The following is a 23,742-nucleotide window of genomic DNA, read 5'->3' on the forward strand; positions in this document are numbered from 1 at the left end:
TATGTGCAGAAGCGTGACACATCCGTGCAGGTCGGGCAAGGATGGGCGCGTTGTCGTAGCCATGGCACGTTGCTCACCGAGGAGAAGACCGCATGACCATCCCCACCCTGAATCCCGACCAGCGCGAGCGCGACCTCGAGGCCCTCGCCTCCGAAACCCTCGACATCCTCGTCATCGGCGGGGGCGTCACCGGCGCCGGGTCGGCGCTGGACGCCGCCACGCGCGGCCTGAAGGTGGGGATCGTCGAGGCCCAGGACTGGGCGTCCGGCACGTCCAGCCGCTCCAGCCGACTCATCCACGGTGGGCTGCGTTACCTCTACAACCTCGACTTCGCGCTGGTGGCCGAGGCCCTCGCCGAGCGCGGGCGGCTGCTCACCACGCTGGCCCCGCACCTCGTCAAGGCCCAGCCGTTCCTCTGGCCGCTGAAGCAGCGCGTGATCGAGCGCGCGTACTCCGCGGTCGGCGTCGGGCTCTATGACGTGCTCGCCGTGGCCGGTGCCGGTGGACGCAAGACCGTGCCCGTCCAGAAGCACCTGAGCAAGGCCGGCGCCAAGGAGCACTTCGCCGACGTCCGCGACGACGCCCTGATCGGCGCCATCGAGTTCTACGACGCGCGGGTGGACGACGCGCGGTTCGTCGTCAATCTCGTCCGCAGTGCGGTGCGCCACGGCGCGCGTGCCGTCTCGCGCACCCAGGTGGTCGGGCTGCTGCAGGACGCCTCGGGCCGCGTCACCGGAGCCCGGGTGGTCGACCTCGAGTCGGGCCGGGAGTTCGAGATCGCCGCGCGCGCGGTGATCAACGCCACCGGGGTGTGGACCGAGACGACCCAGGCCTACGCCAAGACCGACAAGGGCCTGAAGGTGCTCGCCAGCAAGGGCATCCACATCGTCGTGCCGCGGGAGCGGATCAAGGCGCGGTCCGGCATGTTCCTGCGCACGGAGAAGTCCGTGCTCTTCATCATCCCGTGGCGGCGCTACTGGGTGATCGGCACCACCGACACCGCCTGGCACGAGCAGCTCAAGCACCCCGTGCCCACCTCGGCGGACATCGACTACGTGCTCGACCACGCCAACGCCGTGCTGAGCGCCAACCTGACGCGCGAGGACATCATCGGCACCTATGCCGGCCTGCGGCCGCTGCTGCAGCCGGTGGGTTCCGACGAGGCCAAGTCGGCCAAGGTGTCGCGCGAGCACACCACCCTTGAGGCCGCCCCCGGGCTCGTCGTGATCGCCGGCGGCAAGTACACCACCTACCGGGTCATGGCCGCGGACGCCGTCGACCTGGCCCTCGGCGCGCGGGCCAAGCAGCTGCCGTCGATCACCAAGGAGGTGCCGCTGCTCGGCGCGGACGGCTACCGCGCGTTCGCGCGCCGTGCCGATGCGATCGCCGAGCAGTACGGTTGGGACGCCGACCTGGTCGCCGACCTGCTTGACCGCTACGGTTCGGAACTGCCCGCGCTCCTCGCGCTCGTGGACGAGGACCCGTCGCTGGGCCGGCCGCTGGGGGCGTCCCCGTGGTACCTGCGTGCCGACGTCGCGTTCGCGTGCCGCTACGAGGGCGCGCTGCACCTCGAGGACATCCTGATCCAGCGGATCCGGCTGAACTCCACGACGCCCGACCGCGGGGCGTCCGCGGTGGACGAGGTGGCCGAGGTCGCCGCGCCGATCCTCGGGTGGGACGACGAGCGTGTCGAGACGGAGAAGTCCAACTACCGGGAGCGGGCAGCCGCGGAGGTCGCCGCGCAGTCCGAATCCACGGACGCCGAGGCATCCGCCCGGCGTGTCGAGGCCGAGGACGTGGTTCCTTCGGCATTGTGAGGCCATCGGACGCCTGCGGCGTCCGGTGTTCACCCCCACTGAGAAGGCGCCCCCGGGACCGGGGGCACGGAACAAGGCACCACGGTGGTGCCGGAAAGTGAGAGCTCGTGCTCGGAACCATCTTCCTCTCCGAGACCGTGGGGACGGCGATGCTGCTCCTGCTCGGTGGCGGCGTGGTGGCCAACAACATCCTGCCCCGCAACAAGGGTGCGGGGACCGGCTTCCTCCACGTCAACTTCGGCTGGGGCCTCGCGGTGTTCGCGGGCGTCCTCGTCTCCTACGCCTCGGGCGGGCACATCAACCCTGCGGTGACGCTCGGCATCCTGGCCTCGGGCGCGACGCAGTACGTCGAGGGCGTCCCCGTCGACGCGGTGTCGACGCTGACCTACATCTCGGCACAGATGCTCGGCGCGTTCATCGGCGCCGTGCTGTGCTGGCTGGCGTACAAGAAGCAGTTCGACGACGAGGCCCCGGCGGGTGCCAAGCTGGGTGTGTTCGCGACCGGCCCGGAGATCCGCAACCCGTTGTGGAACCTCGTGACCGAGGCCATCGCGACGTTCGTGCTGGTGTTCGTGGTGCTGTCCGCCAGCGCCGGCCGCTTCTTCGGTGCCACCCCGGTCGTCAACCTCGGTTGGCTCGGTGCCCTGGGCGTCGCGCTGCTGGTGGTCGGCATCGGCATCTCCCTCGGTGGGCCCACCGGCTACGCCATCAACCCGGCCCGCGACCTCGGCCCGCGCATCGCGCACGCCGTCCTGCCGATCCCGAACAAGGGTGGCTCGGACTGGAGCTACGCCTGGATCCCGGTCGTCGGCCCGATCATCGGCGGCGTGCTCGCCGGTGTGCTCGCCCGGGTGTTGCTGCCGATGGGCCTGTGACCCCTGACCTGCTGCACGACCCTGCGGGCCGGACGCCGCGGCGTCCGGCACGCACCTCTCACGCTGAGTCAACCGACTGAGCCAACCCTTTGAGCCAACACACGATGAGGTGGAAGGAACACCATGGCTGACAAGTACGTTCTCGCAATCGACCAGGGCACCACGAGCTCGCGGGCCATCGTCTTCGACCACGGCGGCCAGATCGTCGCCACCGGTCAGAAGGAGCACGAGCAGATCTTCCCGCGCGCCGGCTGGGTGGAGCACGACCCGAAGGAGATCTGGAACAACATTCGCGAGGTGGTCGCCGAGGCGCTGGCCAAGGCGTCGCTGAACAAGGACGACCTCGTGGCCGTCGGCGTCACGAACCAGCGCGAGACGGCGATGGTGTGGGACAAGAACACCGGGGAGCCGGTGTACAACGCGATCGTCTGGCAGGACACGCGCACCGACAAGATCTGCAAGGAACTCGGTGGCGGCGACGACGACAAGTACAAGGCCAAGGTCGGCCTGCCGCTGGCGACCTACTTCGCCGGGCCGAAGGTGATGTGGATCCTGCAGAACGTCGACGGGGCCCGCGAGAAGGCCGAGGCGGGCGATCTGCTGATGGGCACGATGGACTCCTGGGTGCTGTGGAACCTGACCGGTGGCACGGACGGGGGCGTGCACGTCACCGATGTCACCAATGCCTCGCGCACCCTGCTGATGGACCTCGACACGCTGGACTGGGACGCCGGGATCGCGGCGGACATGGGCATCCCGATGTCGATGCTGCCCCAGATCCGCTCGTCGTCGGAGGAGTACGGCCGCGGGCGCGCGCGCGGGTTGCTGGGGGACGTGCCGATCGCCGGCATCCTGGGCGACCAGCAGGCCGCGACGTTCGGGCAGGCCTGCTTCGAGGTCGGCATGGCGAAGAACACCTACGGCACCGGCAACTTCATGCTCATGAACACCGGCGAGGAGAAGGTGCCGAGCAAGAACGGCCTCCTCACCACCGTGTGCTACAAGATCGGCGACAACAAGCCGATCTACGCGCTCGAGGGGTCGATCGCCGTCACCGGATCGCTGGTGCAGTGGCTGCGCGACAACCTCAAGATGTTCAGCTCCGCGCCGGAGATCGAGGAGTTGGCCGCCACGGTGGACGACAACGGCGGCGCGTACTTCGTGCCGGCGTTCTCGGGCCTGTTCGCGCCGTACTGGAAGTCGGACGCCCGGGGCGCGATCGTCGGTCTGACGCGCTACGTGAACCGGGGTCACATCGCCCGCGCCGTGCTGGAGGCGACGGCCTTCCAGACGCGTGAGGTGCTGGACGCCATGGAGGCCGACTCCGGCGTGGAGCTCGCCGAGCTCAAGGTGGACGGCGGCATGACGGCCAACGAGACGCTCATGCAGTTCCAGGCCGACCAGCTCGGTGTGGAGGTCGTCCGGCCCGTCGTGGCCGAGACCACCGCGTTGGGTGCCGCCTACGCGGCGGGCATCGCGGTGGGCTTCTGGAACGGCGAGCAGGACGTCATCGACAACTGGGCGGAGGACAAGCGCTGGAAGCCGGCCATGGACGAGGGCGAGCGAGACCGCCTGTACCGCAACTGGAAGAAGGCAGTTACGCGGACGTTCGACTGGGTCGACGACGACGTGAACTGACGCCCGCCCACCTGAGGCCCGCCGACACGCACACTCAGGTCTCAAACTCCGGTTCCGGAGCTGGAGTTTGAGCACCAAAGTGGAGTGTGGGCGGGCCTCGTGGCGTCCGGGTGCTGTGCCGTGGCAGTGCGGACGCCGCTGGCGTCGCTCGCCGGTGGGTCGCTCCGTCCGGGCGCCGGCGGTCGGAGCACGAGGGGGCGACGACTCACACTCCACTTTGGGTCTCAAACTCCAGCACCGGAACCGGAGTTTGAGACCTAAGTGAGCGTGTCGGCGCGCCTCCGGGGCGGCGTCAGGAGTCGGAGAGGGCGGTGTGCATCCGAATCATCTTCACTGTGGCCGCCTCATCGGACGTGCCGAGCGACTGGTGGGCGCCGTCGGCTCCCCAGCCCGCCGACTCCAGGAAGCGGCGCAGCGGATCGTCGGTGGAGCGCACCCACCACGTCGCCCTCGCGAACCCATCGGCCCGCAGGGTGTCGGCCACGGCGTTCAGCAGCCGCGACCCGTGCCCCTGCCGCTGCGCCGGCGGGTCGATGATGAACTCGGCCACCAGGGCGTCGCTGCCCGGATGCGCGTCCTCGTCGTCGGACGGGCCCAGCGCCGCGAAACCCACCGGCCGACCCTCCGCGATCGCCACCAGCACCCGCATGCTCGCCAGCGGCGGGCGTGTGATCGCGGCGGCCCACGACTGGGCCATCGTCTCCAGATCGACCGACCCCAGAATGTGCGCGGCCACGTCGGGCGGCATCAGCTGCTGCCAGCTCCGCCGCTGGATGGCGGCCAGGCGCTCGGCCTCCCTCGGCAGCGCGAGACGGCAGGAGTCGGCGGTGCGGGGCGCGTCGGTCACGGCGACATCCTAGCCAGCGCCGATCCAGCGCCGATCCAGCCCCCAGCCCCCAGCCCCCAGCCGGCAGCCGGCAGCCGGCACCCCGGCGCCGCACCTCAGCCCAGCTTGGCCTTCGCCGCGGCCGCGATGACGCCCACCGTGACCTCCGTCGGCCACAGGGCGCCATTCACCACCAGGTCGTAGTACTCGTTGGCGCGCGGGTCGAACCGGTACAGCTTGCGCGACAGCCCGGCACGGAAGTCGTCCTCGATCCGCTGCCGCTTCGCCGCCCGCTCCGGTGTGATGCCGGCCACCCGCGCCGCCAGCGCCACCCGCGCCGCCACGGGCCCGTCCAACTTCACGTGCAGCGTGTTCGGGCGGTGCCGCAGCACGAACTGCCCGTTGCGCCCCAGGATCACCCCGCCCCGCGCGGCGAGCGCCTCCACCTCGGCGGCGGACTCCACCGCCATTCGCGCGTAGCTGCTCTCCACCTCGAGGGACGCCGCCGCAGCGGCCCCGCTGGGGGCGTAGCTCGCGGGCGCGAAGTCGCGGACGAACCGCGCCAACGGCCCCTGGTGCTCGCGCTCCTCAACCGCCACCTCGATGCTCTCCGACGAGTACGCCTGCGCGTGCAGCGCCAGTCCGAGCCGCTCGGCGAGTGCGGACGCCACGGCGTCCATGTTCGAGCCGTAGCGCTCCCAGAGGGTGATGACGAGTGCTCCGTGGCCGGTGTCCATGCCGTCCTCCGATGGCTGCAGGGTGACCCCATCCTAGGACCCGTCGCGGTGGGGCGCAGCGATCCGGGCCGTCCCGCACCCTCTAGAGTGGTCGGGTGCGAGAAGCCCTGAAGACGCCCCCGAAGCTGCGCCCCGACACCCTGCGGATCATCCCCCTGGGGGGTCTCGGCGACGTCGGACGCAACATGGCGTCGTTCGAGATCAACGGCGAGATCCTGCTGGTGGACTGCGGCGTGCTGTTCCCCGACGAGAACCACCCGGGTGTCGATCTCATCCTGCCGGCGCTCCACCTGCTGGACGACCGTCTCGACGACGTCGTCGGCCTCGTGCTCACCCACGGCCACGAGGACCACATCGGAGCCGTTCCGTTCCTGCTGCGGCGGCGCCCCGACATCCCCGTCCACGGCAGCAAGCTCACCCTGGCGCTGGTGCGCGAGAAGCTCAAGGAACACCGCATCCGGGGCTTCGACCTCCGTGAGATGGCGGCAGGCTCCACCACGTCCGCCGGTGGGTTCGATCTCGAGTTCCTCGCGGTCAACCACTCCATCCCGGACGCCCTCGCCGTCCACATCGCCACGGCCGCGGGCACCGTCCTGCACACCGGCGACTTCAAGATGGACCAGCTGCCCCTCGACAAACGCCTCACCGACCTGCGCGGCTTCGCCCGCGTCGGCGAGAAGGGTCTCGACCTGTTCATGGTCGACTCCACGAACGCCGAGACGCCCGGCTTCACCACGCTGGAGAAGGACATCCAGCCCGCCATGGAGCGGGTGTTCTCCCATGCGAGCGGACGCCTCATCGTCGCCTGCTTCGCCAGCCACGTGCACCGCGTGCAGCAGGTGATGGACGAGGCCGTCCGCCACGGCCGCAAGGTCTGCTACGTGGGCCGCTCGATGGTGCGCAACATGACGATCGCCGCGCAGCTCGGCTACCTCAACGTGCCGGGCAACACCCTCATCGCGCTGGACGACCTCGAGAAGTACCCCGACGACAAGGTCGTCATCATCTCGACGGGCTCCCAGGGCGAGCCGCTCAGCGCCCTGGCCCGGATCGCCAACCACGAGCACCCGGTCATCACCGCGGGGGAGGGCGACGTGGTGCTGCTCGCCAGCTCCCTGATCCCGGGCAACGAGAACTCCGTCTACCGGGTCATCAACGGGCTGGTGAAGAACGGCGTGAAGGTCGTCCACAAGGGCAACGCGCTGGTCCACGTCTCCGGGCACGCCAGCGCGGGCGAGCTGCTGTACTGCTACAACCTGGTCCAGCCCCGCAACGTCATGCCGGTGCACGGCGAGGTGCGCCACCTGGTGGCCAACGGCGAGCTCGCCATCGCGACCGGCGTCCCGCGCGAGAACACCGTCATCGTCGAGGACGGCGCCGTGGTCGACCTGCGCGACGGCAAGGCCCGCGTGGTCGGACGCCTCGAGTCCGGCTACGTGTTCGTGGACGGCACCACGGTGGACGCGGTGGGCGACTCCCAGCTCGACGACCGGCGCATCCTGGGCGAGGAGGGTTTCATCTCCGCGATCGCCGTGGTGAACCTGCACTCGGGCGAGCTGGTCGAGGGGCCGATCGTGACGGCCCGCGGCTTCGTGGACGGGGAGGGTCTCTTCGACGAGATCTCCGCCGAGATCGCCCGCGCCCTGCGCGACGCGCTCACCGAGGGGGCCGACGACACCCACCAGCTTCAGCAGCTGATGCGCCGCCGGCTGGGGCGCTGGGTGAGCCGGGCGTACCGCGCCCGGCCGATGATCGTCCCCGTGGTGTTGTCGACCTGACCCGACGTCCGCGATTTCGCCTCGCCGAGGCCCTCGGCTATCATGGTCAGGTTCCGTTTTCCCGTCGGGTTCGAGGCGCGCCCTGCGCCACCCGCAATTGCAAGGAGATCAGCCATGGCCGCCGTGTGCGACGTCTGCGCCAAGAAGCCGACCTTCGGCCACAATGTGCCTTGGTCGAAGAAGAAGACCAACCGCCGTTGGAACCCGAACATCCAGAGCGTGCGCGCCGTGGTCAACGGGGGCACCAAGCGGATGAACGTGTGCACCTCGTGCATCAAGGCCGGCAAGGTCGCGCGCTGACCTCAGCGCACCTGCCGCCCGCACGCACCAAGGACCCGCTCCGGCGGGTCCTTTTGCATGCCCGACCTGTCGGAGCCGCCGTTTAGGATCGGGGGCGTGGAACCACTCAACGGCTGGCGCACCGCCGCGTTCGCGGAGTTGAACGCGGCCGCGGACTCGGTGTTGGGAGCGAAGACCGCGAAGGAATTCGCCGCGCTGCGGGTCGAGACGGTCGGTGACCTCCTGCGCCACCTGCCGCGTCACTACCTCAGCGGCACCGAGCTCACCGACCTGGCCACCCTTGAGGAGGGCGAGCACGTCGCCGTCATGGCCAAGGTGGCGTCCACCGACATCAAACGCAACCAGTCCGCCCCCACGGGCCGGCGGCGCAGCAGCGCCCGCCTCGAGGTCGTCCTCACCGACGGCAAGGGGCGCCTCCGGGTCACGTTCTTCGGCAATGACCACGTCGTGGGGTGGTGGCAGGCGCAGCTGAGGATGGGCGTCCGCGGCATCTTCGTCGGCAAGGTCGGCAGCTTCCAGAACCAACCGCAGATGACGCATCCCGCCTTCGTCATGCTGGATGCCGCGGGCAAGGTCGTGGGCCACTCGGAGGAGAAGGAGCGCATCGCCGAGCTCTCCCGCTCCGGCATCGTCGGTCTCTACCCGGCCACCGCGAAGCTGCCGACCTGGAAGATCGCCGAGTGCGTCCGGTTCGCGCTGGCCACCCTCGGCCAGACGGAGGATCCGTGGCCCGCCTGGGTCCTCGATCGCTCCGGCGTGTGTGGGCACGCGGACGCCTTCGCCTTCGTCCACCGCCCCGGTTCGCTCGGCGAGGTCGAGACCGGACGCCGCCGCCTGCTGTTCGACGAGGCGTTCGCCACCCAGCTCACCATGGCCTACCGCCGCGCGGACAATGCCCGGCAGTCCGCGGGCCCCCGCGTGCGGCGTCCCGACGGCCTGCTGGACGCCTTCGACGCCCGCCTGCCGTTTCGGCTCACCGACGGGCAGGCCGAGGTCGGTGAGGAGATCTTTGCCGACCTGGCCCGCCACCAGCCCATGCAGCGGCTGCTGCAGGGTGAGGTGGGCTCGGGCAAGACACTGGTGGCGCTCCGGGCGATGCTGGCCGTGGTCGACACCGGGGGGCAGGCCGTCCTGATCGCTCCCACCGAGGTGCTCGCCCAGCAACACCACGCCACGATCACAGGGCTGCTGGGGGAGCTGGGGCGGGGCCGCGTGCTCGGTGCCCCGGACGCCGCCACGGACGTGGTGCTGCTCACGGGCTCGACCCCCTCGGCGCAGCGGCGGGCGACGCTGTTGAAGATCGCGTCCGGTGAGGCCGGTCTGGTGATCGGCACGCACGCGCTGCTGGCCGACCAGATCTCGTTCGCCGACCTGGGGCTCGTGGTCGTGGACGAACAGCACCGCTTCGGCGTGGAGCAACGGGCGCGTCTGACCGACCGCTCCGCCTCCAAGCCACACGTGCTGGTGCTGACCGCCACGCCCATTCCCCGATCGGTCGCCATGACGGTGTTCGGCGACCTGTCCGTGTCCACGCTGACGGAGATCCCCGGAGGCCGGGCCGAGGTCACCACCACCGTCGTCAACGGCCTCACGCGACCGACGTGGGTGGAGCGGGCGTGGGAGCGGGTCGACGAGGAGGTCGCCCAGGGGCGCCAGGTGTTCGTCGTGGCGCCGCGGATCGGCGCGGACGGCAGCCCCGGCGGCGTCCTGTGGTTGACCGAGCGGCTGGCCCTCGGCCCGCTGGAGCGCCGGCGCCTCGCCGTGCTGCACGGCCAGATGGCCGCCGACGCCAAGGAGGCGACCATGGCGGCCTTCGTCGCCGGCGAGGTGGACGTGCTCGTCTCGACCACGATCATCGAGGTCGGCGTCGACGTGCCCAACGCGTCGATGATGGTGATCTGGGACGCCGACCGGTTCGGCATCAGCCAGCTCCACCAGCTCCGGGGGCGGATCGGGCGCGGCGAGCATCCCGGGGTGTGCCTGTTGATCAGCAACGCCGATCCGCAGTCGGACGCCTGGGTGCGCCTGTCCGCCGTCGCAGGCACCCGGGACGGTTTCGCCCTCGCCGAGCTGGATCTGGCGCAACGCCGCGAGGGCGACGTGCTCGGTGCCCACCAGTCCGGCGGACGCTCCACCCTGCGGCTCCTGCGGGTGCTCGACCACGCCGACCTCATCGACGCCGCCCGCGGGGTGGCCGACGAGGCGGTCGTCCGCGACCCCGAGTGCGCCACGCCCGGGTTCGCCGATGCCGTCGCGCAGACGAACCTCCTGGCCGGCGGGGAGTGGATCGAGCGGGCCTGACCCGGCAATCGTCAGCCCTCGGGCGTCACGTCCGTGCGGGCTCAGGTCCACGGTGGCGGCTGGGTGTGCGGGATCACCCAGCTCGTGCGCGGCGCCGTCGCTCCGGGGCTGGCCGCCATGAACTCCCGCAGCCGTGCGCGGTTGGCCGCGGCCCGCGCGGCGCGCTGCTCGACCAGATCCGTCAGCGCGGGGTGGTCGTCGGGCCGGATCCCGGTGCGCCTGCGGCGCTCGTCGCGCCCGCGGCGGTGCGGAGCACGGATCCAGGGCTCCCCACTGAACGCGTCGCGATCATCGATCAGGTCGAGGTGGGCCGGGCGCAGCCGACCGGCCCGGTCGCGCGGGGCTTCCCACGTCAGGGGTCGCGTCGCTCGCTCCACGGGCGCCGTGAGCGTCACGGTGATGTCCGCCAGTGCCAGCAGCCGGCGGTATTGCGAGATGGTCGGTTCGGTTTGCCCCGTTTCCCACCGTGCGATGGTGGCCTGGCCAACCCCGAGCGCCTGGGCGAGACCACGTTGGCTCAGGTCGGCCTCGCGCCGGACGCGCCGAATGGTGGCGGGAACGTCGTCGGTGTCCATGTGGGCAGTCTGCCGCTCGGGTCCGACAGTTTTTTGCGACGGCCACCCAGCACTTTCCTGGCCGGGTCTGTGCGCCCACAGCACTGTCGAAGTGATCCGTTGTTGGATCAGTTCGACAGTCTCCCCGGTGGAGTGGCCCGGGGAGCGGGGGGAGGGGCGGGCCGTCAGCCGAGGGGGTGGAAATCCTCCGGAGCGTCTCCGAAGGTGAAGCGGCGACCGCTGATCTGGGTCACGTCCAGCCGGACGTAGTGCGACTTGACCGTGCCGACCCACGAGCGCAGGGGTAGTTCTTCGGCCTGTGCGAGGGCCTGGGCGCCCTCCATCTCGGCCAGGGGGCCCCGGGCGATCACGCTGGTGCCTGTGGAGTCGTCGAAGCGGTCGACCTCCAGAGCGCCCACCCCACCGAGCGTGGCGGCCAGCAGCTTGCTGCCCTCGGCGGTGCGGAAGACCAGGGAGCGGCCGTCCACGGCGAAGTTCACCGGGAAGATCTCGGGCTCGCCACCCAGGCTCACGGCGAGGCGCCCCACGGCGTGCGTCCGCAACTCGTCCCACGCTGCGTCGTCGTCGAGGAAGGTGACCGGGTTCGCGTCAGGCGGGCTCATGGGAACCATCGTGCCGCCCCCGGGGGCAGCCCGCACGGCGTTGCGGAGAAGAGTTGTGGAGATGAGGGGTACGGAGATGAGGGGTGCGGAGATGAGGGGTGCGGAGAGGGCAGCTGCTGACACCGGGGGACGTGAGGAGCACGTGGGGAGGGGGACGGGCGACTACCCTGACGGAAATGAGCCGGATCATCGCCGGCCGGGCCGGCGGGCGCAAGCTCGCCACCCCGGCCCACGCCCGTACTCGCCCGACGTCGGACCGGGTGCGTGAGTCGGCCTTCAACCTGATCGCCGACTGGGCGGGCACGACCGGGGAGCCGGCGGAGACGATGCTGGACCGCTTCAGCTTCCTCGACCTCTACGCCGGGACGGCGGGGGTGGCGCTGGAGGCCGCCTCGCGCGGGGCCGCTCCCGTGACCGCGGTCGAGCGCGACCGCGCCACGGCGCACCTCGCTCGGGGGAACGTGCGCACCACGGGTCTGGACGTGACCGTGGTGGCCGCCTCGGTCGACACGCATCTGGCCGGCGACGGCGCCGGCCAGGGGAGCCCCTTCGACATCGTGTGGTTCGACCCGCCCTACGACGTGGCGAATGCCACGCTGACCGCCCAGGTGGAGCGCGTGGTGGAGGCGTGGCTCGCCGAGGACGGGCTCGTCGTGGCCGAGCGGGCCACCCGGGACGCCCCCTTCGCGTGGCCGGACGTCCTTGGGCGTCGCTGGCATCGGCGCTACGGTGAGACGACCCTGTACTTCGCAACCAAGGAGGACGCGTGAGGGCGATCTGCCCCGGCTCGTTCGACCCGGCCACGCTCGGCCACCTCGACATCATCACGCGCGCGGCAGCGCTCTTCGACGACGTCGTCGTCGCAGTCGGGCGCAACAGCGCCAAGAACTACCTGTTCGACCCCGACGAGCGCGTCGCGATCCTCGCCGAGGCCACCGGCGGCCTCGCCAACGTCACCGTGAAGCCGATCTCGGGGCTGCTCGTCGACTTCTGCGCCGACGAGGGGGTGGACGTCATCGTGAAGGGGCTGCGATTCGCCAGCGACTTCGAGTTCGAACTCCAGATGTCGCAGATGAACCACGCCATGACGGGCATCGAGACGATCTGCCTGCCCACCTCCTCGGCGGTTGCCCACATCAGCTCCACGATGGTCCGCGAGATCGCGCGGCTCGGCGGCGACGTGGGTCAGTTCGTGCCCGAGGGCGTCCATCGACGCATCCGGGCCAAGGTGGCGGGCTGACGCGTCGAGGCCCGCGTGGGGTCGCCCAGGGGCGCAGGTCTGGTTGGACGGCGACGGGCGGGGCAGGTAAGGTTGACCCTCGGTGATGACGTTGTCGTGCCCAGGTGAAGGAGTTCTCTCATGGCTCGCTCCATCGATCCGCGTTCCGCGCTCGTGTTCGACATTCACGAATTCGGGCACCACGCGGGGTCGGTCAAGGAGATTGCGCACGAGGTTCCGGCGCCAGAAGGCATCGGCAACGACGTGATCGCAGTACCGACCTCGGCACCCATCGACCTCGACCTGACGCTCGAGGGAGTGGGGGACGGGGTCCTGGCCACCGGAACCGCCGGCGTCCAGCTGCGCGGGGAGTGCGCTCGGTGCCTGACGACGATCGACGCTTCGGCCGAGGTCGACCTGCAGGAACTGTTTCTCTTCCCGGGCGTGGACCCCGACGATGCCGAGGCCAGCCGCGTCGAGGCCGAGATGATCGACCTCGAACCGCTGCTGCGGGACGCGGTGGTGCTGGAACTGCCGTTCATCCCGCTGTGTCGGCCCGATTGCGCCGGGTTGTGCTCCGTCTGCGGAGTCAACCTGAACGACAATCCCGACCACGGCCACGAGGAGTCCGTCGATCCGCGATGGGCGAGCCTGGCCGGCTGGGGTGACGACGAGAAGGACGAATGAGGGGCTCCGGCCCCACGAACCGAGGAGTTTGACGTGGCTGTTCCCAAGCGGAAGATGTCTCGCAGCAACACGCGTGCCCGTCGCGCGCAGTGGAAGACGCAGGCGCCCGCGCTGGTGACCTGCGCCAACGCCGCCTGCCGTGCGAAGCACCTGCCCCACACCGCCTGCCCGAGCTGTGGGCAGTACGGGCCGCGCAGCGCGCGTCGGCAGGTCGTCGAGTCGTGACCTCCGCGGCGCCGAGCCGCGTGTTGGAGACGTTCAGCGAGCTGGGGATCGATCTCGATCCCCAGCTCTTCCGGCTTGCCATGACGCACCGTTCCTGGGCCTACGAGAACGGCGGCACGCCCCACAACGAGCGTCTGGAGTTCCTGGGCGACGCCGTGCTGGGCATCGTCGTCACCGAGCACCTCTACCGGCTGTACCCCGACGACGCCGAGGGCGTCTTGGCGAAGAAGCGATCGGCCGTGGTCAACACCTACGCGCTGGCCGATGTCGCCCGCAGCATGGGGCTGGGCGCGCACCTGCTGCTCGGCAAGGGCGAGAGCTCGACGGGCGGGGGCGACAAGGACTCGATCCTCGCCGATGCGACCGAGGCCCTCATCGCCGCGGTGTTCCTCTCCGGGGGCCGCGACGCCGCCGACTCCTTCGTCCACCACATCATGGATCCGCTGGTGGCCAAGGCCACGGCGACCGGGGTCACGATGGACTGGAAGACCGCGCTGCAGGAACTGTGCGCGGCGCACGGCCTCCCGGTTCCCCGCTATTCCCACACCTCCACCGGCCCCGACCACGACAAGCGGTTCGAGGCGGTCGCGATCGTCGGCGACTCGAACTTCCCCGCGTCCGTGGCACGCTCGAAGAAGATGGCCGAGCAGGGCGCGGCCGAGCAGGCGCACGCGGCGCTGACGGCCGCCTTCGCCGTCACCGAGACCGTCTGAGCCCGGTGGCGAGCCCCCGTGCCTGAGCTGCCGGAGGTCGAGACCGTCCGGGCGGGTCTCGAACCCGTGGTGACCGGACGCCGCATCGAGGCGGTCCGGGTGCTGCACCCCCGCCCGGTCCGGCGGCACCTCGCCGGTGCGGACGCCTTCGCCGCCACCCTGGTGGGGCGCACGTTCGCCGTGCCGCGCCGTCGCGGCAAGTACCTGTGGCTGCCGCTGACCGACGGCGACGCCGTCCTGGCGCACCTCGGCATGAGCGGCCAGTTCCGGGTGGACGCCCCCGGCGCCCCCTTGCAGAAGCACGCGCGCGTGGTGGTCGACCTGGGCGGGAGCGAGCTGCGCTTCGTCGACCAGCGCATGTTCGGTGGCCTCTCGCTGGCCACAGACGGGGCGGAGCTGCCCCGCGAGATCGCCCACATCGCCCGCGACCTCTTCGATCCTGAGCTGGATCTCGACGCCGTGGTGGAGCGGGTCGCAGGCAAGCGCAGCGCCATCAAACGGGTGCTGCTCGACCAGACGGTGGTCAGCGGCATCGGCAACATCTACGCCGACGAGGCGCTGTGGCGGGCCGGCGTCCACGGCGAGACCCCGGCCGAGACGCTCGGGGCGGCGTCCGTGCGCCGCGTGCTGGAGGTCGCCCGCGCGGTCATGACCGAGGCCCTGGCCCAGGGGGGCAGCTCGTTCGACGCGCTGTACGTCCATGTCAACGGCGAGTCGGGATACTTCGACCGGTCGTTGGACGTGTACGGCCGCACCGGTCAGCCGTGTCGCCGGTGTGGCACGCCCATCGTGCGGGAGGCGTTCACCAACCGCAGTTCCCACAGGTGCCCCACATGCCAGCCACAGCGGGGCGGGGATAGGATCTCGTGTTCGTGAGCACCTGGCAGAGCCTCAACACCCGCTGGGGCAACAGCGCGCGCGAGTTCGTGAAGTTCGGGCTCGTGGGCGCGTCCGGCGTCGCGGTCAACCTGCTGGTGGTGGCGCTCTGCCACAACATCGGCGTCCACGTGTTCGGGGTGGCCGACACCGATGCCTTCATCCCGGTTCCGGGCACCGATCGGGCGCTGCGCTACTACATCGTGTACGCCGGCATCGCGTTCCTGGTGGCCAACCTCGTCAACTTCCTGGCGAACCGCGCCTGGACGTTTCGGCACCAGGGCGCGCGCGCCCCGTTCCTGACCGAGCTCCTCCCGTTCCTCACGGTGGGGGCGGCGGCCCAGCTCGTGGGTTTCGTCATCCTGTTCGCCCTCCGCAACGAGAACTCCCCGCTCTACCTCAGTGCCGGCTTCTTCACCGACGACGGCCCGTGGTGGACCAAGCGCCTCTACTGGGCCCAGCTCATCCAGATCGTGCTCGTCATGCCGATCAACTTCGTGGTCAACAAGCTGTGGACGTTCCGCGTCGTCCGCCGCCGCCACCACGCCCGGCTCGGCCGCTGAGCGTGCGGCCCTGCGCCCCGTAAGGTGACCGTGTGTACCTGAAGGCCCTGACGCTGCGCGGATTCAAGTCGTTCGCCTCGGCGACGACGCTGCAGTTCGAGCCCGGCATCACGTGCGTCGTGGGCCCCAACGGCTCCGGGAAGTCCAACGTCGTGGACGCCCTCAGCTGGGTGATGGGGGAGCAGGGGGTCAAGACGCTGCGCGGCGGCAAGATGGAGGACGTCATCTTCGCCGGCACGTCCGGACGCGCACCGCTCGGCCGCGCGGAGGTCAGCCTCACCATCGACAACAGCGACGGCGCCCTGCCGATCGAGTACACCGAGGTGACGATCAGCCGCACGATGTTCCGCTCCGGCGGCTCGGAGTACGCCATCAACGGCGCGTCGGCCCGGTTGCTCGACGTGCAGGAACTCCTCAGCGACTCCGGGATCGGCCGCGAGATGCACGTCATCGTCGGCCAGGGGCAGCTCGACACGATCCTGCAGGCCACCCCCGAGGTGCGGCGCGGCTTCATCGAGGAGGCGGCCGGCGTCCTGAAGCACCGCAAGCGCAAGGAGAAGGCGCTCCGCAAGCTGGACGCCACGCAGGCCAACCTCGACCGGCTCTCCGACCTCATCGCCGAGATCCGCCGCCAGCTCAAGCCGCTGGGCCGGCAGGCCGAGGTGGCCCGCAAGGCCGTCGTCATCGCCGCGGAGCTGCGCGACGCCAGGGCGCGCCTGCTGGCCGACGACTACGTCATGGCGAGCCTCGCCCTGGAGTCCGACCTGGCGGCCGAGGCCGAGATCCGCACCCGCCGCACCAACGTCGAGGCCGCGCTGGAGGCGGCCCGGGCCGCCGAGGCGGAGGCCGAGGACGCCGTCCGCGCGGCCGTGCCGTCGCTGAACCGCGCGCAGGAGACCTGGTACGCCTTGGCGGGCCTGCGGGAGCGGGCGGCGTCCATGGCCGCGATCGCCGCCGAACGCGTCCGCAACGCGTCGAACGTCACGGTGGAGGACCGGCGGGGCCGTGACCCCGAAGCCATCGAGGCCGAGGCCGCCCAGATTCGCGAGGCCGAGGCCGATCTCGCGGGCGTCGTCGCCGAGCGGGCCGACGCGCTCCGGGCCGCGACGCAGGAGCGCGAACGGCTCGAGGCGGCCCACGCGGCCGCGGAGAAGCGGTACGCCGCCCAGCTGCGCGCCATCGCGGACCGTCGCGAAGGGCTCGCGCGGCTGGCGGGGGAGGTGAAGTCGCTGACGTCGCGCGCCGAATCCGCCCAGGCCGAGGCCGGGCGCCTGCGCGCCGCCGCCGAGGAGGCCCGCGGGCGCGCCGAGCAGGCGCGCCGCCGCTTCACCCAGCTCGAGACCGAACTGGGCGGGGTCACCGAGGGCGAGGCGGGCCTCGACGAGGCCTACGCACGCGCCGAGGCCGCGCGGACGGAGGCCGCGGACGCGGTCGAGCGGCTGCGCACCGAGGAGCAACAGGCCGGCGCGGAGCGGGGCGCGCTGACGGCCCGGCTCGAGGGCCTGCGGGTGGGCCTGGACCGCAAGGACGGCTCCGGCGCCCTGCTCGCGGCCCAGGGCACGCTGGCCGGCGTCCTGGGTTCGGTCGCGGCGCTCGTGAGCGTCGAGCCCGGGTATGAGAGCGCGGTGGCGGCCGCGCTGGGCAACGCCGCCGAAGCGGTGGCCGTCGCCGATCCGGACGCCGCGGTGGCGGCCTTCGCCCATCTCAAGGCCGAGGACCTCGGCCGCGCCGGCCTGCTGCTCGGTGCGGGCACGGACGCCGGCGCGCCCGCCGGTGCGGAGGCGGACGCCGCGCGGTCCGCGTGGCCGGACTTGCCGGGCGGGGCTCGTTATGCCGTCGACGTCGTGGACGCCGAGCCGGCGCTGCGGCCAGCCCTGACCCGGCTGCTGCGCAAGGTCGCGGTGGTGGACGACCTGGCCGCCGCGCGGGCCTTGGTGGGCGGCCTGCCCGACGTGGGCGCCGTGACGCGCGAGGGCGACCTGCTCAGCGCCTGGTACGCCGCGGGCGGCTCGGCGAGCCAGCCGAGTCTCATCGAGGTGCAGGCGGCGGTGGATGAGGCGTCCGCCCGCCTGGAACAGGTGCAGGCCGATGTCGAGCGGCTGACGTTCGCACGCTCCCGGGCCGCGACGGCGCTGGACGAGGCGACGGCGGCGAGCGAGGCGGCGTTGGCGCGCCTCCACGAGTCCGACGCGCAGTACTCGGCGCTCGCGGAGGAACTGGGACGCCTCAACCAGACCGCCCGGGCCGCCCTGGCCGAGGCCGAGCGGCAGGACGCGGCGGTCCTGCGGGCCGAGACCACGCAGGCCTCCCACGCCGACGCCCTCGCCGAGCTCACCGACCGGCTGGAACGGGCCCAGGAGACCACCGAGGTCGACCACGCGGATCCGACCGAGCGGGACGAGCTCGCGCGCGAGACGGCCCGGGCCCGCCAGGTCGAGATGGACGCCCGGCTCGGGCTGCGCACCGACGAGGAACGCGCCCGGGCGCTCGCGGGCCGCGCCGACGCGCTGACGCGGGCGGCGCACGCCGAGCGCCAGGCCCGGGAGCGGGCCCGGGTGCGCCGCGACCAGCTGCGCGCCGAGGCCGAGGTGGCGCGCGCGGCGTCCGCGGCCGTGGAGCACCTCCAGGGTGTGATCGCCGCGTCGGCCGAGGCGGCCGGACGTGAGCGCCGCGCGGCTGACGAACGCCGCATCGAGGCCGACCGCCGGGTGGTGGACGCCCGGCAGCGCAGCCGCGACCTCGGGCGGGAGTTCGAGCAGCTCATCGACACCGCCCACCGTGACGAGCTGGCGCGCGCCGAGCAGCGGATGCGCGTGGAATCGCTCGCGGAGAAGGCGCTGGCCGAGCTGGGCCTGGAGGCCGCGGTGCTGGCCGACGAGTACGGGCCGGACCAGCCGATCCCCGTGCTCACCCACCCCGACGGGCGCGCGATCGGCGAGGACGAAGAGCACCCCGAGCCCCGCCCCTTCGTCCGCGAGGAGCAGGAGAAGCGGCTGCGCGTCGCCCAGCGCAACCTCGACGTGCTGGGCCGGGTCAACCCGCTGGCGCTGGAGGAGTTCGAGGCGATGAGCGAGCGGCACGCCTTCCTCGCCGAGCAGCTCGACGACCTCCGCCGCACGCGGGCCGACCTGCTCGGCATCATCGAGGAGGTGGACGCCCGCGTCGAGCAGGTGTTCGCCGAGGCGTACGCCGACGTCGAGGCCGCCTTCGAGCACAGCTTCTCCCGGTTGTTCCCGGGCGGCGAGGGCCGCCTGGTGCTGACCGAGCCGGGCTCGTGGCTCACCACGGGTGTCGACGTGGAGGCGCGCCCGGCCGGCAAGAAGGTCAAGCGGCTCTCGCTGCTCTCGGGCGGGGAGCGCTCGCTGGTGGCGGTCGCGTTCCTCGTCGCGCTGTTCAAGGCGCGCCCCTCGCCCTTCTACATCCTCGACGAGGTGGAGGCGGCGCTGGACGACGTGAATCTCGGCCGGTTGCTGGGGATCTATGAGGAGTTGCGCGAGAACAGCCAGATGCTCGTGATCACCCACCAGAAGCGCACGATGGAGATCGCGGACGCCCTGTACGGCGTCACCATGCGCGAGGACGGCGTGTCCACCGTGATCAGTCAACGCCTGCGCCAGACCTGACCGCGCCGTCCGGGCTGTGGGGTGCGGACGCGGACGTGGGGCATACTGGTGGGGTCCCCAACCCGAGGTGGAGTCGTTCCCATGCCTGCCGTGATCTTCACGATGCTCGTCATCCTCGGCATCGCCGCCGTCGTGATCGCCGTGGTGGTGATGGGGATGGAGGGCACGGGGCGCGCGAAGCACCCGGAGCTCGCCGACGCGATGGCGCGCACCGCCCGGCACCTGAACGGCGAGGGTGAGCCGCCGCGCGGGCTGCGCGTGCTGTTCGACGAGGCGGGTGACGTGCGCACCGCGGCCTCGACGCGATCGGCGTCGTCCGCCGGCTCGGCACCGACAGTCAGCCCGGTGGAGCCCGACGAGCCGGAGGACGCGACCGTCCCCCAGCACGAGGTGCGGGCGTGGCTCGAGGACGCGCCGGGCGACGACGACCCGTTCGGCCTCGCCGGCGCCCCGGCGATCGGGCCCGGGCAGCGCGCCGATTAGCATGAGCACGTGAATCCCTTCTTCGACCAGATCTGGGCCGACCCGACCTTCTGGGTCATCCTCGGCGTCCTGGCCGTCGCCCTGGTGGGCATCGGTGTCGGCCTCACGCTGCGGTCCCGTGGGTTGCGCGAGCTCGAACGCGCCGAGCGCGAACGGGCGATCACGGACGCGGCCGTGCGGCCGGCCGAGCCCCCGGTGTACGACGGCGAGCTGGTCGCCGAACCGGAGGCTCCGGTGGGGCCGACGGTCGACGCCCCGGAGGCGGCGAGCACACGGATGGCGCGGCTGCGGCGGCGGCTGGCGTCCTCGAACAACGCCCTGGCGCGCGCTCTCGGGGACCTGCTGAGTTCCAGCCGCCTGGACGCCGACGTCTGGGACGACTTCGAGGCCACCCTCATCGGCTCCGACCTCGGCGTGGGGCCCACCACCGAGCTGGTCGACAACCTGCGCCGCGAGCTGGCGATCGACGGGGTCGACGACCCCGCCAGGGCGGGCCGCGTGCTGCACGCCGAGCTGGTGAAGCTCGTCGACCCGAGCCTCGACCGGGCGCTGAACGACACCGGGGCCGACGGGCTGCCCGCCGTCGTGCTCGTCGTGGGCGTCAACGGCACGGGCAAGACGACCACCGTCGGCAAGCTCGCCCGCGTGCTCGTCGCCGAGGGCAAGACCGTGCTGCTGGGCGCGGCCGACACCTTCCGGGCGGCGGCCGCCGACCAACTGCAGACCTGGGGCGACCGCGTCGGCGTCGACACGATCCGCGGCGCCGAGGGCGCCGACCCCGCGTCCGTGGCGTTCGAGGCCGTCAACGCCGGCGTCGAACGCGGCGTGGACGTGGTGCTCATCGACACGGCCGGCCGCCTGCACAACAAGGCCAACCTCATGGACGAGCTGGGCAAGATCCGCCGCGTGATCAGCCGCCGTGCCCCGGTGACCGAGTGCCTGCTGCTGCTCGACGCCACGACGGGCCAGAACGGGCTCGTGCAGGCGCGCGTGTTCAACGACGTGACCGACGTCACGGGCATCGTGCTCTCCAAGCTCGACGGTTCGGCCAAGGGCGGCATCGTGGTGCAGGTGCAGCGCGAGCTGGGGGTGCCGGTGAAGTTCATCGGGCTCGGCGAGGGCGTGGACGACCTCGCCCCGTTCACCGCGGAGGGTTTCGTCGACGGATTGCTGGGGCAGTGACGTGGCCGAGGTGCTGATTCGCGACGCCACGGCCGACGACGTGGCCGAGATCAACCGCATCTACAACCACGAGGTGGCGGTCAGCACGGCGAGTTGGGACGCGGAGCCCGAGCCGCTCGCGCAGCGGCAGGAGTGGTTCGCGGCCCGGCAACGCGCGGGTCACGCCGTGCTGGTGGCCGACCGGGACGGCCAGATCCTCGGCTACGGCTCCTACGGCCCGTTCCGGGCGAAGTCCGGGTACGCCCTCACCATGGAGCACTCGGTGTACGTGGACGCCGCCGCGCGTCGGCTCGGAATCGGCGCGATGCTGCTCGGGTCCATCATCGACCGGGCCCGGGGCGCCGGCGTCCACGTGCTCGTCGGTGGGCTGAGCAGCGACAACGAGGTGTCGCTGCGCCTGCACGAGGCGTTCGGGTTCGTTGTCGTGGGGCGACTGCCGCAGGCCGGGGTGAAGTTCGGCCGCTGGCTCGACCTGGTGCTGGTGCAGCTCACGCTGGACGACGCACCGGCCCCGCCCCCGACCGGAGCGGCCGCCGACGGGCGGGGCGCGGACTACCGGTAGGCTGGCCGGGTCCGTTTCCGCGCCCTGACCCGAAGGCACGCATGTTCGACACCCTGCAAGACCGGCTCCAGGCGACCTTCCGCAACCTGCGCGGCAAGGGACGCCTCAGCGACGCCGACATCGACGCCACCGTGCGCGAGATCCGTCTCGCGCTGCTGGAGGCCGACGTCAACCTCGCCGTCGTCAAGGAGTTCACCGCCGCGGTGCGGGACCAGGCGCGGGGGGCCGAACTCAGCCAGGCGCTGAACCCGGCCCAGCAGATCATCAAGATCGTCAACGCCCAGCTCGTCGAGGTGCTGGGTGGGCAGGCGCGTCAGCTGCGCTTCGCCAAGACGCCGCCGACCGTCATCATGCTCGCCGGCCTGCAGGGCTCGGGCAAGACGACGCTGGCCGGCAAGCTCAGCCTCTGGCTGCGGCAGCGCGGCCACACCCCCATGCTGGTGGCGGCCGACCTGCAGCGCCCCAACGCGGTGAACCAGCTCCAGATCGTGGGGCAGCGCGCCGGCGTCCCGGTGTTCGCCCCCGAGCCCGGCAACGGCGTCGGCGATCCAGTGGCCGTCGCGCGGGCGGCCATGGACGAGGCGCGGCGCAAGCTGTACGACACGGTCATCGTCGACACCGCCGGACGCCTCGGCGTCGACGCCGAGCTGATGGCCCAGGCCGCGGACATCCGCGACGCCGTCCACCCCGACGAGATCCTCTTCGTGGTCGACGCCATGATCGGTCAGGACGCCGTCAACACCGCCAACGCCTTCGCCGAGGGTGTCGGCTTCGACGGCGTGGTGCTGTCCAAGCTGGACGGTGACGCGCGGGGCGGCGCGGCCCTGTCGATCGCCAAGGTCACCGGCAAGCCCATCATGTTCGCCTCCAACGGCGAGGCTCTCACGGACTTCGACCTGTTCCACCCCGACCGGATGGCGAGCCGCATCCTCGACCTGGGCGACCTCCTCACGCTCATCGAGCAGGCCGAGCGCACGTTCGACGTCGAGCAGAGCCGCCAGGCGGCCGACAAGCTCATGGCCGGCGGCGACTTCGGCCTGGACGACTTCCTGCAGCAGATGCAGGCCGTCCGCAAGATGGGCCCGATGAGCAAGATCCTCGGCATGATGCCCGGGATGGGCCAGATGAAGGACGTCATCGAGAACATCGACGAGCGCGAGATCGATCACATCGAGGCCATCATCTACTCGATGACCCCGGCCGAGCGCGCGAACCCCGACATCCTCAACGGCTCGCGCCGGGCCCGGATCGCCCAGGGCTCCGGCATGCAGGTCTCCGACGTGAACGGGCTGGTCAACCGCTTCAAGGAGACCCGCAAGATGATGCAACAGATGGGTCGCGGCGGTGGCATCCCCGGGATGCCGGGGATGCCCGGCATGGCTGGTCTGCCGGGGGCGCGCCGTGGGGGCAAGCAGGCGGCCCAGCCGAAGAAGAAGAACAAGAAGGGCGTCTCCGGGAACCCCGCGAAGCGTTCCGGCGTCGAGCAGCAGCCGGCGGCCACCCCGGCGGGCTCCGCGTTCGGCGCGCCCCAGGGCCCCGACACGACGGCCCAGCAGATGGCCGACTTCCAGCTGCCGCCCGAGCTGGCCAAGATGTTCAACCAGCAGAACAAGGGCTGAGCCGGGGGTCAGTCCTCGAGGAGCCGACCCCCCGCCGCATACTGGCGGGCGCGGTCGACGTAGACGGCCGCGTTGCGGGCGACCCGGGCGACCTCGTCGGGCTCCAGGGACCGGCGGACCTTGCCCGGGACGCCCACCACGAGGGAGCGGGGCGGGATCGTGGTGCCCTCCGAGATCAGGGCGCCAGCCGCGACCAGGGTGTCCGAGCCGATGACGGCGCCGTTCATCACGGTGGCGCCCATCCCGATGAGCACCCGGTCGCCGATCGTGCAGCCGTGGATGACCGCGGCGTGACCGATCGAGACGTCGTCGCCGATGCGGGCGGGGAAGCCGGGGTCGGCATGGACGACCGCGTTGTCCTGCAGGTTGCTGCGCTCGCCCAGGCTCACGGCGTCGCCGTCCGCGCGGATCACCGCCCCGAACCACACACTGGCCCCGGCGCCCACCGTGGCGTTCCCCACCAGGGTGGCGGTGGGGGCGATGAAGGCGTCCGGGGTCGTCACCGGTCGCTGCCCGTCGATCTCGTAGCGCATGGTGGCGA

General features: G+C 71.6%; 23 protein-coding genes. 18 read left to right on the forward strand and 5 right to left on the reverse strand.

Going from position 1 to position 23,742, the window contains the following annotated elements; all coding sequences use genetic code 11:
• The first annotated feature begins 92 nt into the window (after positions 1–92).
• The 3 genes from PCC79_RS05750 (at position 93) to glpK (ending at position 4,330) form a co-directional block, all read left to right on the forward strand.
• Positions 93–1,817 carry a glycerol-3-phosphate dehydrogenase/oxidase gene (locus PCC79_RS05750; protein ID WP_232549755.1) on the forward strand — a complete coding sequence of 575 codons (1,725 nt, stop codon included), beginning with the start codon at positions 93–95 and terminating at the stop codon, positions 1,815–1,817.
• A gap of 107 nt (positions 1,818–1,924) precedes the next feature.
• On the forward strand, positions 1,925–2,692 hold the full coding sequence (locus PCC79_RS05755) for an MIP/aquaporin family protein (protein ID WP_332836201.1): 768 nt from the start codon (positions 1,925–1,927) through the stop codon (positions 2,690–2,692).
• A 123-nt stretch (positions 2,693–2,815) separates the two neighbouring features.
• Entirely contained in the window at positions 2,816–4,330 is a 1,515-nt protein-coding gene (gene glpK / locus PCC79_RS05760; RefSeq protein ID WP_342373265.1) for a glycerol kinase GlpK, read from the forward strand.
• 292 nt (positions 4,331–4,622) lie between these two features.
• Here the strand turns inward: glpK and PCC79_RS05765 are convergent, their stop codons facing one another.
• Positions 4,623–5,177, reverse strand: a complete 555-nt coding sequence (locus PCC79_RS05765; RefSeq protein ID WP_232549753.1) for a GNAT family N-acetyltransferase — start codon at positions 5,175–5,177, stop codon at positions 4,623–4,625.
• A 95-nt stretch (positions 5,178–5,272) separates the two neighbouring features.
• Positions 5,273–5,893, reverse strand: coding sequence for a cytidylate kinase family protein (locus PCC79_RS05770; protein ID WP_232549752.1), 621 nt, complete (start codon positions 5,891–5,893; stop codon positions 5,273–5,275).
• Between the two features lie 95 nt (positions 5,894–5,988).
• On the opposite strand from PCC79_RS05770, the gene PCC79_RS05775 reads away from it, so the two are divergent.
• From PCC79_RS05775 to PCC79_RS05785, 3 genes are all read left to right on the forward strand, one after another.
• Entirely contained in the window at positions 5,989–7,671 is a 1,683-nt protein-coding gene (locus tag PCC79_RS05775; RefSeq protein ID WP_342373266.1) for a ribonuclease J, read from the forward strand.
• A gap of 114 nt (positions 7,672–7,785) precedes the next feature.
• Entirely contained in the window at positions 7,786–7,971 is a 186-nt protein-coding gene (rpmB, locus tag PCC79_RS05780) for a 50S ribosomal protein L28 (protein ID WP_232549750.1), read from the forward strand.
• A gap of 57 nt (positions 7,972–8,028) precedes the next feature.
• Complete coding sequence (locus PCC79_RS05785) at positions 8,029–10,272, forward strand: ATP-dependent DNA helicase RecG (RefSeq protein WP_425325655.1); 2,244 nt, start codon at positions 8,029–8,031, stop codon at positions 10,270–10,272.
• A gap of 41 nt (positions 10,273–10,313) precedes the next feature.
• Here PCC79_RS05785 and PCC79_RS05790 read toward each other — a convergent pair whose 3' ends face one another.
• Positions 10,314–10,847 (reverse strand): helix-turn-helix transcriptional regulator, encoded by a 534-nt coding sequence (locus tag PCC79_RS05790; protein WP_342373268.1) that lies wholly within the window; start codon positions 10,845–10,847, stop codon positions 10,314–10,316.
• Between the two features lie 164 nt (positions 10,848–11,011).
• Positions 11,012–11,449 carry a pyridoxamine 5'-phosphate oxidase family protein gene (locus tag PCC79_RS05795; RefSeq protein WP_232549747.1) on the reverse strand — a complete coding sequence of 146 codons (438 nt, stop codon included), beginning with the start codon at positions 11,447–11,449 and terminating at the stop codon, positions 11,012–11,014.
• A 176-nt stretch (positions 11,450–11,625) separates the two neighbouring features.
• Here PCC79_RS05795 and PCC79_RS05800 point away from each other — a divergent pair, with 176 nt between their 5' ends.
• The 12 genes from PCC79_RS05800 (at position 11,626) to ffh (ending at position 23,201) form a co-directional block, all read left to right on the forward strand.
• Positions 11,626–12,219 carry an RsmD family RNA methyltransferase gene (locus tag PCC79_RS05800; protein ID WP_232549746.1) on the forward strand — a complete coding sequence of 198 codons (594 nt, stop codon included), beginning with the start codon at positions 11,626–11,628 and terminating at the stop codon, positions 12,217–12,219.
• Positions 12,216–12,689 carry a pantetheine-phosphate adenylyltransferase gene (gene coaD / locus PCC79_RS05805; protein WP_232549745.1) on the forward strand — a complete coding sequence of 158 codons (474 nt, stop codon included), beginning with the start codon at positions 12,216–12,218 and terminating at the stop codon, positions 12,687–12,689. The genes PCC79_RS05800 and coaD overlap by 4 nt, the downstream gene beginning before the upstream one ends.
• 120 nt (positions 12,690–12,809) lie before the next feature.
• Complete coding sequence (locus PCC79_RS05810) at positions 12,810–13,355, forward strand: YceD family protein (protein WP_232549744.1); 546 nt, start codon at positions 12,810–12,812, stop codon at positions 13,353–13,355.
• A gap of 33 nt (positions 13,356–13,388) precedes the next feature.
• Entirely contained in the window at positions 13,389–13,580 is a 192-nt protein-coding gene (gene rpmF, locus PCC79_RS05815; protein ID WP_232549743.1) for a 50S ribosomal protein L32, read from the forward strand.
• Positions 13,577–14,293 carry a ribonuclease III gene (rnc, locus tag PCC79_RS05820; protein WP_232549742.1) on the forward strand — a complete coding sequence of 239 codons (717 nt, stop codon included), beginning with the start codon at positions 13,577–13,579 and terminating at the stop codon, positions 14,291–14,293. Before rpmF ends, rnc begins: the two co-directional genes overlap by 4 nt.
• Positions 14,294–14,311: 18 nt before the next feature.
• On the forward strand, positions 14,312–15,169 hold the full coding sequence (gene mutM / locus PCC79_RS05825; protein ID WP_232549741.1) for a bifunctional DNA-formamidopyrimidine glycosylase/DNA-(apurinic or apyrimidinic site) lyase: 858 nt from the start codon (positions 14,312–14,314) through the stop codon (positions 15,167–15,169).
• Positions 15,166–15,732, forward strand: coding sequence for a GtrA family protein (locus PCC79_RS05830; RefSeq protein ID WP_232549740.1), 567 nt, complete (start codon positions 15,166–15,168; stop codon positions 15,730–15,732). Before mutM ends, PCC79_RS05830 begins: the two co-directional genes overlap by 4 nt.
• Positions 15,733–15,764: 32 nt before the next feature.
• Positions 15,765–19,355 (forward strand): chromosome segregation protein SMC, encoded by a 3,591-nt coding sequence (gene smc, locus PCC79_RS05835; protein WP_342373269.1) that lies wholly within the window; start codon positions 15,765–15,767, stop codon positions 19,353–19,355.
• Between the two features lie 81 nt (positions 19,356–19,436).
• Positions 19,437–19,838 (forward strand): hypothetical protein, encoded by a 402-nt coding sequence (locus PCC79_RS05840; protein ID WP_342373270.1) that lies wholly within the window; start codon positions 19,437–19,439, stop codon positions 19,836–19,838.
• A gap of 30 nt (positions 19,839–19,868) precedes the next feature.
• Positions 19,869–21,020 carry a signal recognition particle-docking protein FtsY gene (ftsY, locus tag PCC79_RS05845; protein WP_425325668.1) on the forward strand — a complete coding sequence of 384 codons (1,152 nt, stop codon included), beginning with the start codon at positions 19,869–19,871 and terminating at the stop codon, positions 21,018–21,020.
• A gap of 1 nt (position 21,021) precedes the next feature.
• On the forward strand, positions 21,022–21,582 hold the full coding sequence (locus PCC79_RS05850) for an N-acetyltransferase family protein (RefSeq protein WP_342373271.1): 561 nt from the start codon (positions 21,022–21,024) through the stop codon (positions 21,580–21,582).
• 41 nt (positions 21,583–21,623) lie between these two features.
• Positions 21,624–23,201: a signal recognition particle protein gene (gene ffh, locus PCC79_RS05855; RefSeq protein ID WP_232549736.1), complete on the forward strand. Its 1,578-nt coding sequence runs from the start codon at positions 21,624–21,626 to the stop codon at positions 23,199–23,201.
• 8 nt (positions 23,202–23,209) lie between these two features.
• On the opposite strand, the gene PCC79_RS05860 is transcribed toward ffh, so the two are convergent.
• A complete protein-coding gene (locus PCC79_RS05860) occupies positions 23,210–23,734 on the reverse strand; it encodes a gamma carbonic anhydrase family protein (RefSeq protein WP_342373272.1) in 525 nt (174 codons plus the stop codon).
• Positions 23,735–23,742: the final 8 nt, after the last annotated feature.

Origin of the sequence: Propioniciclava soli, from assembly GCF_038502305.1 — a bacterium.
In the GTDB taxonomy this organism is placed as follows: Bacteria; Actinomycetota; Actinomycetes; order Propionibacteriales; family Propionibacteriaceae; genus Propioniciclava; species Propioniciclava soli.

Bases quoted from the DNA above. Each gene is read 5' to 3' on its own strand.
- PCC79_RS05800 (WP_232549746.1), top strand. From the start codon at position 11,626: ATGAGCCGGATCATCGCCGGCCGGGCCGGCGGGCGCAAGCTCGCCACC.
- PCC79_RS05795 (WP_232549747.1), bottom strand. From the start codon at position 11,449: ATGAGCCCGCCTGACGCGAACCCGGTCACCTTCCTCGACGACGACGCA.
- PCC79_RS05750 (WP_232549755.1), top strand. From the start codon at position 93: ATGACCATCCCCACCCTGAATCCCGACCAGCGCGAGCGCGACCTCGAG.
- PCC79_RS05790 (WP_342373268.1), bottom strand. From the start codon at position 10,847: ATGGACACCGACGACGTTCCCGCCACCATTCGGCGCGTCCGGCGCGAG.
- PCC79_RS05840 (WP_342373270.1), top strand. From the start codon at position 19,437: ATGCCTGCCGTGATCTTCACGATGCTCGTCATCCTCGGCATCGCCGCC.
- PCC79_RS05860 (WP_342373272.1), bottom strand. From the start codon at position 23,734: ATGCGCTACGAGATCGACGGGCAGCGACCGGTGACGACCCCGGACGCC.
- PCC79_RS05770 (WP_232549752.1), bottom strand. From the start codon at position 5,893: ATGGACACCGGCCACGGAGCACTCGTCATCACCCTCTGGGAGCGCTAC.
- PCC79_RS05810 (WP_232549744.1), top strand. From the start codon at position 12,810: ATGGCTCGCTCCATCGATCCGCGTTCCGCGCTCGTGTTCGACATTCAC.
- ffh (WP_232549736.1), top strand. From the start codon at position 21,624: ATGTTCGACACCCTGCAAGACCGGCTCCAGGCGACCTTCCGCAACCTG.
- rpmB (WP_232549750.1), top strand. From the start codon at position 7,786: ATGGCCGCCGTGTGCGACGTCTGCGCCAAGAAGCCGACCTTCGGCCAC.
- glpK (WP_342373265.1), top strand. From the start codon at position 2,816: ATGGCTGACAAGTACGTTCTCGCAATCGACCAGGGCACCACGAGCTCG.
- PCC79_RS05785 (WP_425325655.1), top strand. From the start codon at position 8,029: ATGCCCGACCTGTCGGAGCCGCCGTTTAGGATCGGGGGCGTGGAACCA.